General features: G+C 66.0%; 15 protein-coding genes and 1 tRNA gene. 10 read left to right on the top strand and 6 right to left on the bottom strand.

All coding sequences use genetic code 11. The features are described from left to right. The first annotated feature begins 40 nt into the window (after positions 1 to 40). From DI605_RS02735 to DI605_RS02720, 4 genes are all read left to right on the top strand, one after another. Positions 41 to 117 (top strand) — tRNA-Arg (locus DI605_RS02735). 63 nt (positions 118 to 180) lie between these two features. Continuing rightward, on the top strand, positions 181 to 1,395 hold the full coding sequence (locus DI605_RS02730; RefSeq protein WP_293968691.1) for an argininosuccinate synthase: 1,215 nt from the start codon (positions 181 to 183) through the stop codon (positions 1,393 to 1,395). A gap of 133 nt (positions 1,396 to 1,528) precedes the next feature. Then, on the top strand, positions 1,529 to 1,735 hold the full coding sequence (locus DI605_RS02725; protein ID WP_293968689.1) for a hypothetical protein: 207 nt from the start codon (positions 1,529 to 1,531) through the stop codon (positions 1,733 to 1,735). A 489-nt stretch (positions 1,736 to 2,224) separates the two neighbouring features. Beyond that, complete coding sequence (locus DI605_RS02720; RefSeq protein ID WP_367120023.1) at positions 2,225 to 2,917, top strand: sugar transferase; 693 nt, start codon at positions 2,225 to 2,227, stop codon at positions 2,915 to 2,917. A gap of 89 nt (positions 2,918 to 3,006) precedes the next feature. Here the strand turns inward: DI605_RS02720 and DI605_RS02715 are convergent, their stop codons facing one another. After that, on the bottom strand, positions 3,007 to 3,765 hold the full coding sequence (locus DI605_RS02715; protein WP_293968687.1) for an NTP transferase domain-containing protein: 759 nt from the start codon (positions 3,763 to 3,765) through the stop codon (positions 3,007 to 3,009). Between the two features lie 310 nt (positions 3,766 to 4,075). On the opposite strand from DI605_RS02715, the gene DI605_RS02710 reads away from it, so the two are divergent. Both DI605_RS02710 and DI605_RS02705 read left to right on the top strand, forming a co-directional pair. Further along, positions 4,076 to 5,194: a glycosyltransferase gene (locus tag DI605_RS02710; protein WP_293968685.1), complete on the top strand. Its 1,119-nt coding sequence runs from the start codon at positions 4,076 to 4,078 to the stop codon at positions 5,192 to 5,194. After that, entirely contained in the window at positions 5,191 to 6,276 is a 1,086-nt protein-coding gene (locus tag DI605_RS02705) for a glycosyltransferase family 1 protein (protein WP_293968683.1), read from the top strand. The genes DI605_RS02710 and DI605_RS02705 overlap by 4 nt, the downstream gene beginning before the upstream one ends. A gap of 75 nt (positions 6,277 to 6,351) precedes the next feature. On the opposite strand, the gene DI605_RS02700 is transcribed toward DI605_RS02705, so the two are convergent. Then, complete coding sequence (locus DI605_RS02700) at positions 6,352 to 7,362, bottom strand: hypothetical protein (RefSeq protein ID WP_293968681.1); 1,011 nt, start codon at positions 7,360 to 7,362, stop codon at positions 6,352 to 6,354. A gap of 200 nt (positions 7,363 to 7,562) precedes the next feature. Between DI605_RS02700 and DI605_RS02695 the strand changes: the two genes are divergently transcribed. Beyond that, positions 7,563 to 8,627 (top strand): acyltransferase, encoded by a 1,065-nt coding sequence (locus DI605_RS02695; RefSeq protein ID WP_293968679.1) that lies wholly within the window; start codon positions 7,563 to 7,565, stop codon positions 8,625 to 8,627. A 170-nt stretch (positions 8,628 to 8,797) separates the two neighbouring features. Continuing rightward, positions 8,798 to 9,490, top strand: a complete 693-nt coding sequence (locus DI605_RS02690; RefSeq protein ID WP_293968677.1) for a type 1 glutamine amidotransferase domain-containing protein — start codon at positions 8,798 to 8,800, stop codon at positions 9,488 to 9,490. 43 nt (positions 9,491 to 9,533) lie between these two features. On the opposite strand, the gene DI605_RS02685 is transcribed toward DI605_RS02690, so the two are convergent. The 3 genes from DI605_RS02685 to DI605_RS02675 form a co-directional block, all read right to left on the bottom strand. Continuing rightward, positions 9,534 to 10,025, bottom strand: coding sequence for a methylated-DNA--[protein]-cysteine S-methyltransferase (locus DI605_RS02685; RefSeq protein WP_293968896.1), 492 nt, complete (start codon positions 10,023 to 10,025; stop codon positions 9,534 to 9,536). A gap of 95 nt (positions 10,026 to 10,120) precedes the next feature. Then, positions 10,121 to 11,281 carry a DUF3667 domain-containing protein gene (locus tag DI605_RS02680; protein WP_293968675.1) on the bottom strand — a complete coding sequence of 387 codons (1,161 nt, stop codon included), beginning with the start codon at positions 11,279 to 11,281 and terminating at the stop codon, positions 10,121 to 10,123. Positions 11,282 to 11,435: 154 nt separating this feature from the next. After that, entirely contained in the window at positions 11,436 to 13,061 is a 1,626-nt protein-coding gene (locus DI605_RS02675; RefSeq protein ID WP_293968673.1) for an ATP-binding protein, read from the bottom strand. 80 nt (positions 13,062 to 13,141) lie between these two features. Between DI605_RS02675 and DI605_RS02670 the strand changes: the two genes are divergently transcribed. Then, the gene (locus DI605_RS02670; protein ID WP_293968671.1) at positions 13,142 to 13,873 is read left to right on the top strand and encodes an alpha/beta hydrolase; all 732 of its coding nucleotides are present in this window, start codon (positions 13,142 to 13,144) and stop codon (positions 13,871 to 13,873) included. A 118-nt stretch (positions 13,874 to 13,991) separates the two neighbouring features. Next, positions 13,992 to 14,666 carry a tetratricopeptide repeat protein gene (locus DI605_RS02665; RefSeq protein WP_293968669.1) on the top strand — a complete coding sequence of 225 codons (675 nt, stop codon included), beginning with the start codon at positions 13,992 to 13,994 and terminating at the stop codon, positions 14,664 to 14,666. Positions 14,667 to 14,723: 57 nt separating this feature from the next. Here DI605_RS02665 and DI605_RS02660 read toward each other — a convergent pair whose 3' ends face one another. Then, positions 14,724 to 15,347: a superoxide dismutase gene (locus DI605_RS02660; RefSeq protein ID WP_293968667.1), complete on the bottom strand. Its 624-nt coding sequence runs from the start codon at positions 15,345 to 15,347 to the stop codon at positions 14,724 to 14,726. Positions 15,348 to 15,418 lie beyond the last annotated feature (71 nt).

The raw sequence follows: 15,418 nt of genomic DNA, 5'->3' as shown, positions 1-15,418 counted from the left end.
GGTGGCGAGAGTGATGCTTGCCTGCTATCGGCGCGCTCAGGCACCCGTAGCTCAGCTGGATAGAGCGCTGCCCTCCGAAGGCAGAGGCCAGGGGTTCGAATCCCTTCGGGTGCGCCAATCCTGTCCCTTTTTTGCCTGGGGAAGGCGCGATCCGCCCTCCCGGTGCGGAGCTTTTGACCGATGAGCGATATCAAGCGGGTCGTCCTCGCCTATTCCGGCGGCCTCGACACCAGCGTCATCCTCAAGTGGCTGAAGGAGACCTACCAGTGTGAGGTCGTGACCTTCACGGCCGATCTGGGCCAGGGCGAGGAACTGGAGCCGGCGCGCAAGAAGGCCGAGCTGATGGGCGTGAAGCCCGAACATATCTTCATCGATGATCTGCGCGAGGAATTCGTCCGCGATTATGTGATGCCGATGATGCGTGCCAACGCGCTCTATGAGGGGCTGTATCTGCTCGGCACCTCGATCGCCCGCCCGCTGATCGCCAAGCGTCAGATCGAGATCGCCAGGATGGTGAATGCCGATGCCGTCAGCCACGGCGCCACCGGCAAGGGCAACGATCAGGTCCGCTTCGAGCTGGGCTATTATGCGCTCGCGCCCGACATCAAGGTGATCGCGCCGTGGCGCGAATGGGATCTCACCAGCCGCACCCGCCTGATCGAATATGCCGAACAGCACCAGATTCCGGTGCCCAAGGACAAGCGCGGCGAGAGCCCCTTCTCCACCGACGCGAATCTTCTGCACACCTCATCCGAGGGCAAGGTGCTCGAGGATCCGTGGGAAGAGGTGCCCGACTATGTCTATTCGCGCACCGACAATCCGGAAACCGCGCCCGACACGCCCGAGATCATCACGATCGATTTTGAGCGCGGCGATGCCGTCGCGGTCAATGGCGTGGCCCTGTCCCCGGCGGCGCTGCTCACCAAGCTCAACGAACTGGGCAAGCTGCACGGCATCGGCCGCCTCGATCTGGTCGAGAACCGCTTCGTCGGCATGAAGAGCCGCGGCATGTATGAAACGCCGGGCGGCACCATCTATCATCTGGCCCATCGCGGCATCGAGCAGATCACGCTGGATCGTGGCGCGGCCCACCTGAAGGACGAGCTGGCGCCGCGCTATGCCGAGCTGATCTATAACGGTTTCTGGTTCTCGCCCGAGCGCGAGATGCTGCAGGCCGCGATCGATCACAGCCAGGAAAAGGTGACCGGCACGGTGCGCCTGAAGCTCTTCAAGGGCTCTGTGAGCGTGATCGGCCGCCGCTCGCCCCACAGCCTCTATTCGGAGAAGGTCGTCACTTTCGAGGACGATCAGGGCGCCTATGATCAGCGCGACGCGGCGGGCTTCATCAAGCTCAATGCGCTGCGTCTTCGTCTGCTGGGCCGGCGCGATCGCTGATCGCGCGCGGTAAGTCTGCGCTGATGGGCGGGGCGCCGAAGCGCTGGAATCGCGCGATTTCCGATGGCGTTACGGAACGGTGACGTGTAGGTTGCGTTCATACGGACGAGATAATCGGATCGGAGAGGACATCATGGTACAGGTCGCGGGGCGTCCCCGCGTTTTTGACCGCCGCGCCACCCGGCTCGCCTGGGATCTGGATCGCACGCCGATGGGCATTCGATCCGCCTCCTCGGTGGGGGAGCTGGATGGCCTGATGCGCGCTCTCTCGCTTGCGGTTCCTGTATCTGCCCTGCTCTGGATCGGCGCTGGTGCCATTCTGGCGAGCGCGATTCGATAATTCCACCTGGCAGACTGATTCGAATCAGGCCGAATCGGCCCCTGCGGCGCAAAATCTTTCCGTCGGAAAATTTATTTCGGAGGCGATTCGGATCGCTTTTCCGTCAAAATCGGGCCGGTCCGGGACGATCCTTCCGTTTGAACCGCCCGGGTGCGGTTGCTCCTGCTAACGTGTCGTAATAGCTTTGCCCCAGAATTGGGGGGATTCCGGATGGCTTTCACGCGTGCGCCGAAGCGGTAGCCACATGCCTGCGATTGCAGGCTTTTTCCTCTAAACCGAAGGGGCCAGCGCGGCCCTTTCTTATGTCGCATCGCGGCATGGGATCGGCGTCACTCCGCGCCGCCAAGATTAACATATTGTTATATATAGACGAAAAGCGTCGGAATTCAGCCGAAGAGAGTGAATTTGGCGGTTACCTTCTTTCTTTTGCATCGCAGCAAGGATATACGAGTTTCAGCTGGTACACTCCTCAGGGGACTAGTGAGTAAGATGGCGAGTATGGCGTATAACGAGCGGCACCTGCCCGGGGCGGGGCGCAGGCACAACGGTCAGGCACGGCTGGGCCGTTCGGTCGATCAGGTGATGACTCGCCTTTTCGACATATGCGCAAGCTCCGCGCTGCTGCTCTTCCTGGCTCCGCTGATGATCGTCGTCGCGGCGCTGATCGTCATCACGAACCCCGGTCCGATCATCTTCGGGCACAAGCGCCTCGGTCGCGATGGCCGGTCATTTCACTGCCTGAAATTCCGCAGCATGGTGACCGACTCCCAGGAGCGGCTGGCGAATTTGCTGGCGAGCGATCCGGAAGCCCGGCGCGAGTGGGAGCGGGATCACAAGCTCAAGAATGATCCGCGTATCACGCCGATCGGCGCCTTTCTCCGCAAGAGCAGCCTCGACGAGCTTCCCCAACTGTTCAACGTGCTGCGCGGCGACATGAGCCTCGTCGGCCCGCGTCCCATCGTGATGGACGAGGTGCGTCGCTACGGCCGTTATTTCAGCCACTATACGCAGGTTCGCCCGGGCATCACCGGCCTCTGGCAGGTGAGCGGCCGCAACAATACGACCTATCGGCGCCGCGTGGCGATGGATGTCGCTTATTCGCGCTCCCAGTCGTTGCCGCTGAACATCAAGATCCTGCTCATGACGGTGCCCAGCGTGTTGCTGGCGAAGGGTTCCTACTGAGCGACGGCGGGCGGTAATTCCGCCCATTCCTCGCCTGGACCCGCAAGGCCGCCGCGACGCACGTCGCTGGCGGCCTTTTCATTGCCCGCTTATGCGCCGGACGCCTGCTCATTCTGGCCGATGACGTGGGCGTGATAGCGTTCGATGCAGTCAGGGCTGTCGAATTCCCACCACCAGTCGCGCGGCACCATCACGACCTGCGGCACGATCGCTCCGAGCCGGGCGATGATGCTGTGCCATGTCAGCGCGCGTCCTTCGGTCTTTTCCTGCATCAGGCCCGCGCGCACTGCCTCGCGCACGACGGCGAGCGCCGCCGCTCCACGGATCTGCAGCAGTCCGGCAGAAACGGGGAGCGAGCCCGCGGCGCCCAGCCGCTTGGCGGCGACGCGAACGACATCGCCATCCGCAAGCAGTTGGACGTCATCCTCGTCGGCGGCTGTTCCGGCCGGGCTGCCCAACAGCGCGGCGCCGGCCGGCGCGGCCGCCAGTGCGGCAAGCGCCCTCGGTTCGAAGATGGTGTCGCCATTGCCGATGGTGACCGGCTCGTCGTCGCCAAGGCCGGTCAGCCCGATGTCGACGGAGCGCAGTGGTCCCGCCACCGCATAATCCGGGTTGAACACCGTTTCGACCGTGCCGGCCCGGGAATGTTCCCTGACGAAGGCGGCGACGGCGTCCGCGCCGAAGCCGGTTATGATGCGCACCCGCGCCGCAGGATCAGCCGTCGCGATATTCGCAAGGTTGTGCGCCAGGATCGCGCGGCCTTCTACCTGCACGAGCACCTTGGCACGGTCGCTCGTGAGCGTGCCCATCCGTGTGCCGCTGCCGGCGCCGAGAAGAATGTAAATCAAGGCAGACGATCTCCCGCCGCGCCCCGCGACATGAAGCGACCGGCTAGGCCAGAGCGAGCCGCTCGGTCAATTCGCAAGCGCATCCCGGCGGGCGAGCGGGCGGGACGCGGGTTTGTTGCGCAGCGCGGCATCGCAGGCCGCCGAACATGCCGGTTCTACAACGACAGGCTCGACATAGCGGCCGAATGGCGTATTGATGCGGTGCGGCCGGGCGAAGCCCCGTCCGTTCCCGCACGCCCCTGATTTGGACAGCCCCGAGACGATGGACGTCGCAGGACTAGGGATAGGAGTGCCAGCTTCCGTAGCGCCGATGCGAATTTGTCTCGTCCTGGAAGCATCCGGCGGTGGCGCCGGCCGCCATGTTCTCGATCTCTCGCGCGGGTTGGTCGCGCGTGGTCATGCCGTCCATATCGTCTATTCGCCCGTCCGCGCGGAGCCGATCTTCCTGGATGCGTTGCGCGAGGCGAAGGTCAGCCTCAGCGAACTCGAAATCCATCGCGGCATCGGCCCCGGCGATTTCAAGAGCGCGTGGCGGCTTGGCCGTCTGCTGCGCCGCATCGGCCCGTTCGATATCGTCCATGCGCACAGTTCCAAGGCCGGTGCCGTTCTGCGGCTCGCGCCCAAGGTGCATGGCAAGATCGTCTATACGCCCCACGCCTTCCGCTCGCTGGACCCCACCACCTCGCGCAAGGCGAGGATCTTCTTCGACATGGCGGAATCGCTGCTCGCACTGCGCACCGACGCGGTGGTCCTCGTGTCCAGCGACGAATGCGTCCATGCGCGGCAGATCGGCATCCCGATGCGCAAGCTGCATGTGATCCGCAATTCCATTCCGCCGCTCACCCTGCGCGATCGCGCGGCGGTGCGCGCGGAACTGGGTGTGACGCCGGATGAACTGCTCGTCGGCTTCGTCGGTCGCTTCTCGCACCAGAAGGCGCCGGAGACGTTCGTCGCGGCGATGGAAAGCGTGATGGCGGCGAATCCACATGTTGTGGGCGTCATGATCGGTGATGGCGATCTGCGGGAATCGGTTCGTGATTGCGTGGCGAAGAGCCGCTTTTCCGATCGCTTCCGCCTGCTCGGTGCGCGGCGCAGCGCGGATTATCTCGCGGGCTTCGATCTGCTGCTGATGACCAGCCGGTATGAAGCCATGTCCTATGTTATGCTGGAGGCGCTGGCCGCGGGCCTGCCGCTGGTGACGACGCCGGTCGCCGGCGCCGGCGAGATCATCCGCCAGGGCGACAACGGCGTGATCGTGAGTACGCACGAGGCGGCGGATATCGCCGCCGCGGTTGCGCCGATCGTGGGCGACAAGGCCCTGCTCGCGCGGATGGGCGAGGTCGCTGCCGAGCAGGATCGCGCGATCAACGGGGATCATATGCTGCTCCAGACGGAGCGCCTCTATCGGCAACTGCTGGGCGAAGCATGATCTTGGCGAAGCGCACCATCTTCATCAACGGCCGTTACCTCACCCAGCCGCTGAGCGGCGTGCAGCGTTATGCGGAAGAGATTGTCCGCGCGCTGGATGCGCGCGTCGGCGCGGGCGAGGCATCGGCCGACTATCGTCTGCTCTGCCCGCCCGGCGCGCGGAATGCCGGCCTTGCGCATATTTCCCAGGAGGAGATCGGCCGGCGCGGCGGGCATCTGTGGGACCAGATCGATTTCGCGCGTGCTGCCCGAAAGGGCGTCGCGCTTTGTCTCGCCTCCGTGGGGCCGGTCGCGCTCTCGCGGCAGGTGGTGGTGATTCACGACGCGGCGGTGCAACGCCACCCCGAACATTTCAGCAGATTCTACGGTGCGGTGCACAAGACGATCGATTTCGTCCTCGCTCGGCGCGCGCGCGTGGCCACCGTCTCCGATTTCTCGCAGCGCGAACTGGCCGAGGTGTTGGGGATTCCCGCCGCGCGGATCATCGTGGCCAAGAATGGTGCCGAGCATCTCCAGATCACGCCGGATGCGGACGTGGTCGATCGTCTGGGCCTGTCCGGCGTGCCTTTCTTCCTGGTGCTGGGGAATATCACCCGGAACAAGAATCTGGCCGTGGCGATCCGCGCGCTGGCGTTGCTCCAGCCTTCGCCGATCCGGCTCGTCGCGGTCGGCCGGCTCGATCCTTCGGTGTTCGGCACGGGCTTCCTGCCGCCGATCGGGGAGGGCCTCGTGCTGCCCGGGCGGCTCGACGATGCCGAGGTGGCCGGTCTGATGCGGGATGCCCGCGCGCTGATCTTTCCCAGCCTGTATGAGGGCTTCGGCATCCCCCCGCTGGAAGCGATGGCGAATGACTGCCCGGTCCTCGCCAGCACGGCCGAGGCGGTGGTGGAGACGTGCGGGGACGCCGCCGAATTCTTCGCCCCGCATGACGAGGCCGCGCTCGCCAAACTGATGCAGCGCGCCTCCAGTGATGCAGGCTGGCGTGCCGCTCGCATCGCCGCCGGGCGCGCGAGGCTCGCCTTGTTTAGCTGGCGCGCTTCGGCCGATACGCTGGCGCAAGAGGTTGAGGCGCTCGCCCGGTAATCGGATCGATTCCTGGCTGGCCTGAATCAGGTCGTGGCGGGCGTCGCCAGCGGTAACCCAGGCCTGGGGATTTCTTCAGGATGCGGATGCCCCGGATTTCACCGGGATCGCCCCGAAGGCACTGCGATACAAGGCGCCGATCGCGGGAAGATGCCCGTCGCTCAGGCGGCTGTTCACGCCGCCATCGGTGCGATCCCAGTAATTATGGTGGGAAAGATGCGCGCCCTGCGCCTGGATCCATCCGATCATCAGCCGCATGAATTCGGTCGCGCGATCATCGTCCACGCCCCATTCGGAAAGGCCGATCAGCTTTCCGTGCTTTCGCCCGAAGGCGGCAAGCCAATCGAGCCCATAGGGCTGCGACTTGCGGTAATAGAAGATGCCGAGCCCCGCATCCTGGTGGCCCTGATCGTCATATTGCGCGCGATAATAGACATCGAGGCTTACGACATCGACCAGATCGTCCCCCGGATAGCAGCTTTCCGGATCGATCCCGCCCCGGCCGATATTGGGGCACCAGTCGAAATAGAAGAGTGGTGATGCCCGGCGGAACAGGCCGGCGATGCGGCGATAGGCGGCGATATAGGCGCGCGCATCCCAGCGGCCGGCGGCGTCCCGCGCGGCGAGCGTCTGGGTCTCCATGTTGAATTCCCAGGGCAGCCGCACGCAGATCCGCTCGCCTGTCTTGGGATAAGCGGAGAGGATCGTCGTCGCGATCCGGCTGTAGAGCGGATCATGCTTTCCGGCCGCCACCTCGCCATAGGCCGCCTTGCCGCCCACCGGCACCGACCAGTGGACCCGCCGCCCCGCCGCGAGCACCTGGCGGGCGAGGAAGACGATGAAATCGATCGAGCCTTCCAGCTCCACCCAGCCCTGCTGGTTGAAATAGAGCAGATCATGATCTTCGGTACGGCCGAGCCAGCGCCGCCATTCGAGCATCAGCTTCGGATCGTTGCCGGTGATGACGCCGTTTTGCCGGGTGGGAATGGCGCCGCTCGCGGCGGAAGCGGGGGCGCCCCGACAATCGGCCAGGATGGCCGCCGTTCCACACATGCCAAGGCGCAGGGCGGCGCGCCGGTCGATCATTCCGTGCTGCCATCGCGATCGCTGCATGATCCGCTCGCCACGCCGACTGAACCGGATTCGGTTTAGGCCACGCGCGCGCGCAGCAGAAGGCCGTCGCCGGAGACCGTCGCGCTGTCGCACCGGGCCGGCGCCTTCGCTTGCCGCCGCGGCCCCGCTCGGGCAGGATCGCAGGCGCGGAGGATGGCCTTGCGGGGAATGACATGAAGCAGGCGCGGCTCCTGTCGCTGGATGCGCTGCGCGGCGTCGCGGCGATCGTCGTGCTGATCCATCATGCCGAGCGGGAACTGCATTTCACCGCCAGCTTCGCTTATGGCTATCTCGCCGTCGACATCTTCTTCCTGATGAGCGGCTTCGTGATCGCCGGCGCCTATGAGCCGCGCATGGATGCGCGGATGGGCCTGTGGACCTTCCTGAAGCTGCGGCTGATCCGCCTCTATCCGATGATGTTGATCGGTGCGCTGATCGGCATCGCGGTGGCGGCGGCACGGGGGCCGGGGGATGCGCCGCTGCTGCTCGCGGGTGCTAGCGCGCTGCTGATGCTGCCGCTCGTGTGGACGGGGCCTCTGCTGTTCCCCGTCAACATACCCGAATGGTCGATCTTCTTCGAGATCGTCACGAACACGCTCCACCGGCTCACCATATCGTGGTTGGGGGAGCGCCTGCTCGTTGCGATCATCGCGGTCTCCTTCCTGCTGCTCGGGGTGGCGGGCTGGCGCCTCCACGGGCTGGCGAACGGCTTTTCACCGGAAACCTTCTGGGGCGGCTTTCCCCGCGTCTTCTTCTCCTATTTCCTGGGTGTCCTGCTTCATCGGACGCAGCCGCGCTGGCGGGCGCATGTGCCCGTCCTGCCGCTTCCGCTGCTGCTTGTGGCCTTCCTCGCGATCGTTCTGGGCGAATCGGCCTTGGGCGGACGGATACCGGCGAGCGCCTATTGGCTGGGCGCCGTGACGATCGCCTTTCCGCTGGGCCTCATGCTGCTCGCGCAGGCGCGCGTTCCCGCCGCCATGGAGCGGATAAGCGAGGCGCTGGGCGACCTCTCCTACCCGCTCTACGCCGTTCACATGCCGCTGCTGCTGATCGCGGCACCGGCCATCCTGCCGCTCTCCGGCCCGGCCCGCGCCGGTCTCGCCATTCCTGTGGGGGGAGTGATCGTGATCGTCGCGCTGCTGCTGGATCGTTATTATGATCGGCCCGTCCGAAAAAGGATCCAGGGCCGTCGCGCCGATCCCGCGCCTGTGGCCGAGGTGGAGATCGCAGCACCCTGAACGCGCCTTCTCCGCACCCGGAGCGCGAAAATCCTCCACTGTCGTAGCGCCCTGATCGATGGGGCGATCCCCATGTTGATGCCACCCGATCGATTGTGGCAGGCGCGCGGTGCCTGCCCCGGCGAGGCGTTCCGCAGGACGCCCCTTCGGTTGGCCGAGGAGAAGAACCCATGAAGATCCTGATCGTCACCACCTCCCACGCCCGGACCGGCGGCGAGGGAGGGGCGGGGCGGGAGACTGGGCTCTGGATGGCCGAACTGTCCACGCCTTATTATGCCTTCGTCGATGCGGGGGCCGTGGTGGATATCGCCTCGATCGCGGGCGGCCCGGTGCCGATCGATCCCACATCGATGGAGGATGAATATCGGCTGGAGAGCGCCGCGCGCTTTCTGGGTGATGCGGAAGCGATGGCCATGCTGCACGCCTCACGGCCGATCGAGGCTATCCCCGCCGATGCCTATGACGCGATCTTCCTCCCCGGTGGCCACGGCACGATGTGGGATCTGCCGACCAACGCCGCGCTGATCGATCTGATCGCCGCCATGCACGCGGCCGGGAAAGTGGTGTCGGCGGTCTGCCATGGCCCCGCCGGCCTTGTGAACGTGACGGATGCCGATGGCGTGCCGATCGTCCGCGGGCGCGAGGTCTGCGCCTTCACCAACAGCGAGGAGGAAGCTGCCGGGCTTCTGCATGCCGTGCCCTTCCTGCTGGAGGATCGGCTGCGCGAACTGGGCGGGCTCTATCGCAGCGCTCCCGATTTCCAGGCCTGCGCGGTTCGCGATGGCCATCTGGTCACCGGGCAGAATCCGGCTTCCTGCCCGGAGGTTTCCCGGCTCGTTCTGGAGGCGATATGCGACGGCTGATCGGGGCGCTGCCGCCTCCGGTCCGGCCGAACCGACGCCGCCCCTAGAGCGCCAGTTCCAGGCCTTCGTGGACCAGCAGATAGCGCTTGGCCTCCAGCCCGCCCGCAAATCCGGTGAGCGTGCCGTTGCTGCCGATCACGCGGTGGCAGGGCGCGACGATGGAGACAGGATTGCGCCCGTTCGCGGCGCCCACCGCCCGCACGGCCCCGGGCGATCCGATCGCGCGCGCGATCTCTGCATAGCTGCGCGTCTGGCCGAAGGGGATGGCCAACAATTGCGCCCACACCCGCTTCTGGAAAACGCTGCCTGCCATGTCCAGCGGCAGATCGAAGCTGGTCCGCTCGCCCGCGAAATAGGCGGTGAGCTGCGTTGCGGTCTCGACGAGCACGGGATGGTCGGCCTGTTCCTCCATCGCGCCCAGCCGCACCCGGCCGGGCTTGTCATCCTCCCACAGGATCGCCGCGAGTCCGTTGGCCCCGGCGACCAGCGTCAGCATGCCGACGGGTGAAGCCATGGTTTTGAAGAAGTGGGTCATGAGGGGCGTCTCCGGCTCTGTGCCGGCGGGATAGACGCGCATATGGCGCGCCGCATCCCGTGGCTTGCGATCAAAGCTGTCCTTGGGCCGGCACCTCAATCGCTACCCAGATAGAAGACGAACGAGGTGAAAAGGCTGAGCGTGATCGTCGCCATGATGAGCATGGCCGCGGTGCGCCAGAGCGCGCCAAAGCGGCCGAGGCCATAGGCGCCCTTCAACTGGCGATAGATGTGGATCGGCGGCACGATCATCGCGGCGAGCGGAATGATCGCGCCCGATATGCCAAGCCAGCTTCCCACCGCGAGCACCACCATGGCCAGCGACATGAAGGAGAGCGAGTAGATGGCGAAGATGGCGTGGTCATAAAGGCCCACATCGCGGCGGAAGCAGAAGAGCAGCCAGATGAAGGGCACGGAGATCGGGATCAGCGCCCAGCTATATTTGTAGGCGTAATTCTTCATCTTGTAGACGACGAGCTCGGGATTCTCGGCGGCATGGGCGATGAGCCCGCCCACATAGGGGATCTGCGTCACCGGGCTGGTTTCCGCAGCATGGCTCGAATCCGCGTGGGCAGCCTGCTCCGCCGCCTTGCCGGCCGGGGACGTTTCGGCGGCCTTGGCGGCCACTTCCGCAGCCTTGGCCGCCGCATCGGCCTGCGCGCCGACGCGGCTGGAATCCACCGCCGCCTTGCCCAGGCCCGCCATGCCATGCTGCTCGATCGCCTGCATCGCCACGATCGAGGCGGTCAGATCCCTGATCTTCCTGTCCAGCCGCGCCTGATCCTCGGGATCCACCTCCGAAGCGCGCTGGCGGCGCGCCCGATCCAGCTTCACGCGCGTCTTCACGATTTCGGCGGCCACGCCCTGCTTGGTGGCCTCCGCCTTGGAGCCGTGACCGCCGAGATTGGAGACCACCGCGAACATCAGGAAGACGGAGAAGAGAAACAGGGCGATCGGCGAGATGAACTTGGCTCGCTCGCCCTCGATATAGCGCTTCGTCAGCTCGCCCGGGCGCAGCACGAGCATCGGCAGCGTATTCCAGATCTTGCCTTCGAAGTGGAACACGCCGTGCGCGATGTCATGCACCAGCGCCATCAGGTTGCGATGGACATGCCCCGCCTGCCCGCAGGCATGGCAATAAGGGCCCTGGCGGATCGTGCCGCAATTGGCGCAGGCCTCGTGCACGTCATGGCCCACGGCCGGCTCGCCCAGTCGCGCACGTTCCACCTCGCTCGCGATCAGCGCGGCCGTCGCCATCGCGCCAATTTCTTCTGCGCCCCCACTCATGCGGCGGATGATGACGAAAGCCGCCGAGCAAGTCGAGAGCGCCATGCTGCGGGCGCGAACATGGCGAGCGTCGACGCCCGATGTTCCGGGCTTCCCCCGGGCGTCTTTGCTCTTCGGCAGGCGATCAGGCGAGCGGGCGGCCCTGCGCGCGCCAGCGCAGGATCGTCTTGGCCAGTCGCGCCGGCTCGTCGGCGGCGGTCTGCCAGCCCCGCACGAAGGAGGGATCGGAGGAGGCCGGCAGTCTTTCCGGCTCCAGATCATCGAATATCGCGCGGATCGGCAGCGCCACGCCTTCGCCCACCACCACCGCCTCGCGGTTGCGCAGGCCCGGTATCGCATCGATCAGGCCGCGCGCGCCCTCCGGCACGGCCGAGCGGACATGGGCCTGATCCTTGTCGTTGTTGAGCCGCATCGCGATGATCGTGCCGCACTGGGATAGCACGCCTTCCGCCAGATCGGAGGGGCGCTGCGAGATCAGCCCCAGCGACACGCCATATTTGCGGCCTTCCTTGGCGATCCGTTCCAGGATGCGGCGCGCGGGCGATTGGGCATCGGCGGGAATGTAGCGATGCGCCTCCTCGCACACGAGCAGCACGGGGCGTGCATCCTTGCCGCGCGACCAGAGCGCATGATCGAAGACGAGCCGCCCGAGCAGGGCAACCAGCACCGGCGTGATTTCGGAGGGCACGGCCGAAAGATCGACGATCGCGATCGGCTTGCCGTCAGTCGGCAGGCGCAGCAGGCGCTGCAATACCGTCTGCATCGTATCGCCCACCAGCATGCCGGAAAACATGAAGGCGTAGCGCGGATCCACCTTCAGTTCGTCCATGCGCGCCTTCAGCCGCAGATAGGGGCCGATGCCGGTGCCGCCCTTGTCCAGCTTGCCCATCTCCGCCGAGAGGATGTTGCCGAGATCGGAGAGAAGGTAGGGGATCGGGCTGTCGGCGGTGAGCCGGCTGATGCCCTCCGCCGCGCGATTCTTCGCGCGTGCGGCCAGCAGGCTCTTGGCCAGAATGTCCACGTCGATCTGCCGGTCCGGTCCCCGCGTCGTCACGAACACCTCGGCATGTTCCTCGAGGTTCATCAGCCAGTAGGGGATGGCAAGGCTCGTCACGTCGAAGACCGCGCCTGCCTCCGCGAAGGAGGCGCCATATTCGCCGTGCGGATCGATCATCAGCACATGGCCGTGCGGCGCCGATTCGCAGATGCGGTGAAGCAGCATGGCGGTGGCGGAGGATTTGCCGGTGCCGGTGGATCCCAGGATCGCGAAATGCCGGCCGAGCAGCGCATCCACATACAGCGCCGCGCGCGTTTCGCCCGCCGAATGGATCCGTCCGATCGTGATGTGCGCGCGTTCGTCAGCGGCGAAAATGGCGTTGCGATCCGCGTCGCTGGTGGCGATCAGGCGGCAGCCGGGCAGGGGCAGATGGCTCACGCCGCGCTTGAATCCGCGAAGTTTCGTGCCCTCGGCATCACCCTCACCGACGAAATCGAGGGCCGCCACGATCAGGTCGCCGTCCGCTTCCTCGCGCCGGAGCGCGCTGACCTGTGCGACCACCCACTTGTTGCCGACGCGCAATTTCAGATGGCTGCCGATCGCGCCGGGCTGTGCGGGTCCCTCCTGGCCCAGGGCTGCGAGCATCGTCGCGTCCAGCATGGCACGTGCGCCCGCGCTGGAAATCTCCAGGACGCGGCCAATCTCGATCTCGCCCAGCGGCGCGGCTTCGATGCCGTTTTCCATCATGCTCATGATGCCGTCTGTAGGGCGGGAAAGCTTACGAGCGGCTAACGGCGTTGGCGACGGCGCGCGGGGCGGGATATGGCCAAGCGATGACCGATTATCTGATCCGCGACGACAAGCCCTCTCTCGCCTATCGCTATCGGCCCGGCACCGGCCCGACGATCATGTTCCTGCCGGGCTATATGTCAGACATGTCGGGCGGCAAGGCGCAAGCGCTGGACGCGTGGGCCGGGGCGAAGGGGCGGGCCATGTTGCGGCTCGATTATGCCGGCTGCGGCGAGAGCGAGGGCGTGTTCGCGGAGCAGACGCTGGCAAGCTGGCACGGCGACGTGCTGGATCTGATCGATACGGTCACGACCGGGCCGATCCTGCTCGTCGGCTCGTCCATGGGCGGCTGGCAGATGCTGCTGGCGGCGCTCGCCCGGCCGGATCGGGTGGCGGGGCTTGTCGGGATCGCCGCCGCGCCCGATTTCACCGAATGGGGCTTCGATGAGGATCAGCGACGCATCCTCGCGCAGGATGGGCTGCTGGTGGAGGAATCTCCTCATTCGGAAACGCCCACCATCTTCACGCGCGCCTTGTGGGAAAGCGGGCAGGCGCTGCGCTTGCTGGAAGGAGAGATCGCGTTCGATGGCCCGGTGCGGTTGCTGCACGGGCTGGAGGATGTGGATGTGCCGCCCTCCATCGCCTTCCGGCTTGGCCGCGCGCTGCGTTCAGCCGATGTGCAGACGATCCTCGTCAAGGATGGCGATCATCGCCTGTCGCGGCCGCAGGATCTGGATCTGCTGGTGCGCACGGTTGCCAGCCTGATCGAGACCTGACCTGTTCCTGTCCCTTTTCCTCGCCCTTGCCGCCGCGGATACGCCGCCGCCGCTTGCCAAGCTGCCCGGATCGGAAACCGACCGCTTCAGCGCCTGCGTCGCGCTCACGAAGAGCGATGTGCCGCGCGCCCTGCGCGAGGCAGACGAGTGGGCGAAGCAGGCGGGGGATCTTCCGGCGCGCCACTGCCTTGGCCTTGCCCAGGCGGCTGCGGAAAACTGGGCGGCGGCGGCGAACACGTTCGTTCGCGTCGCCTCCGCCGCCGAATCCGGCAATGATCCGCGCGCGGCGCAGCTATGGACGCAGGCGGGCAATGCGGCGCTGGCGAACGAAGACCCCACGCTCGCGCGTACCGCGCTGGATCGCGCGCTGAAGCTGCCGGGCCTGACGCAGGTGATGCAGGGCGAGGCGTGGCTGGATCGTGGCCGCGCCGATGTGGCGCTGGGCGACATGGCGGCGGCGCGCACCGATATCGATCAGGGCGTGCGGCTGGTGCCGGACGATCCTTTTGCGTGGCTGCTCTCGGCCACGCTCGCGCGGCGGCAGGATGATCTGCCCAAGGCGACGCGGGATATTGCGGAGGCGGCGAAGCTGGCGCCGGACGACGCGGCGGTCGCGCTGGAAGCAGGCAATATCGCGCTGGAGGCGGGCGCCGATCAGGCGGCGAAGGTGGCGTGGGAGCGGGCGCGCAAGCTTGCGCCCAATGATCCGGCCGGGAAAGCCGCCGATGCGCAGCTGGCGGATCTGGAAGCGGGGCTGGCGAAAGCCGCCACGGCCAGCGCTACCCCTAAATAGGCCCCAGAGTAGGAATGCGTATCCCGGCCGGGGCCGGGATACGCATCGGGCCGCCTCTTACTGCTGCTGATCGGCGCGGCTGGCGCCCTTGCCGTCGAGATTCTGGGCGACGAAATCCCAGTTGATGACGTTGCCAAGCACCGTCTCGGCGAATTTCGGCCGGGCGTTGCGATAGTCGATGTAATAAGCATGCTCCCACACGTCGAGCGTGAGGAGCGGCTTCACGCCTTCATACACGATCGGCGTATCGGCATCGTGATACGACGTCACCTTGAGCGCGTCGCCTTCCAGCACCAGCCAGGCCCAGCCGCTCGCGAAATGCCCGACGGCTTCCGCCGCCAGCTTCTTGAGCAGTTCGTCGGTGGAGCCGAAAGTGGCGTTGATCTTCTCGGCGAGCACGCCGGTCGGCGTCTGGCCGGCGGGGGCCAGGCAGTTCCAGAAGAAGGTGTGGTTCCAGATCTGGGCCGCGTTATTGAACAAACCCTTGTCGGCGGTCGCCTTGGCCTTCTCGATCACCTGGATCAGCGAAAGGCCGGCAAGGCCCTTTTCCTCGATCCAGCCATTGGTCTTGTCGACATAGGCCTTGTGATGCTTGCCGTGGTGATACTCGAACGTCTCGGCCGACATGTGCGGCTCCAGCGCCGTCGCGTCGAAGGGAAGCGGGGGAAGTTCGAAGGCCATGGGCGCGTCTCCTGGACAGATAACGAGCCGCCCTAACGCCGACAAAAGCCAAAGGTCACGGGCAAATCGAC

The organism is Sphingomonas sp. (genome assembly GCF_003248515.1).
GTDB lineage: Bacteria > Pseudomonadota > Alphaproteobacteria > Sphingomonadales > Sphingomonadaceae > Sphingomonas_I.
Note: the sequence above shows the minus strand (reverse complement) of the source record. Positions and strands in the feature narration are given on the sequence as shown.

Bases quoted from the DNA above. Each gene is read 5' to 3' on its own strand.
- DI605_RS02720 (WP_367120023.1), top strand. From the start codon at position 2,225: ATGGCGAGTATGGCGTATAACGAGCGGCACCTGCCCGGGGCGGGGCGC.
- DI605_RS02730 (WP_293968691.1), top strand. From the start codon at position 181: ATGAGCGATATCAAGCGGGTCGTCCTCGCCTATTCCGGCGGCCTCGAC.
- DI605_RS02710 (WP_293968685.1), top strand. From the start codon at position 4,076: ATGCGAATTTGTCTCGTCCTGGAAGCATCCGGCGGTGGCGCCGGCCGC.
- DI605_RS02680 (WP_293968675.1), bottom strand. From the start codon at position 11,281: ATGGCGACGGCCGCGCTGATCGCGAGCGAGGTGGAACGTGCGCGACTG.
- DI605_RS02675 (WP_293968673.1), bottom strand. From the start codon at position 13,061: ATGAGCATGATGGAAAACGGCATCGAAGCCGCGCCGCTGGGCGAGATC.
- DI605_RS02725 (WP_293968689.1), top strand. From the start codon at position 1,529: ATGGTACAGGTCGCGGGGCGTCCCCGCGTTTTTGACCGCCGCGCCACC.
- DI605_RS02700 (WP_293968681.1), bottom strand. From the start codon at position 7,362: ATGATCGACCGGCGCGCCGCCCTGCGCCTTGGCATGTGTGGAACGGCG.
- DI605_RS02695 (WP_293968679.1), top strand. From the start codon at position 7,563: ATGAAGCAGGCGCGGCTCCTGTCGCTGGATGCGCTGCGCGGCGTCGCG.
- DI605_RS02705 (WP_293968683.1), top strand. From the start codon at position 5,191: ATGATCTTGGCGAAGCGCACCATCTTCATCAACGGCCGTTACCTCACC.
- DI605_RS02690 (WP_293968677.1), top strand. From the start codon at position 8,798: ATGAAGATCCTGATCGTCACCACCTCCCACGCCCGGACCGGCGGCGAG.
- DI605_RS02670 (WP_293968671.1), top strand. From the start codon at position 13,142: ATGACCGATTATCTGATCCGCGACGACAAGCCCTCTCTCGCCTATCGC.
- DI605_RS02660 (WP_293968667.1), bottom strand. From the start codon at position 15,347: ATGGCCTTCGAACTTCCCCCGCTTCCCTTCGACGCGACGGCGCTGGAG.
- DI605_RS02685 (WP_293968896.1), bottom strand. From the start codon at position 10,025: ATGACCCACTTCTTCAAAACCATGGCTTCACCCGTCGGCATGCTGACG.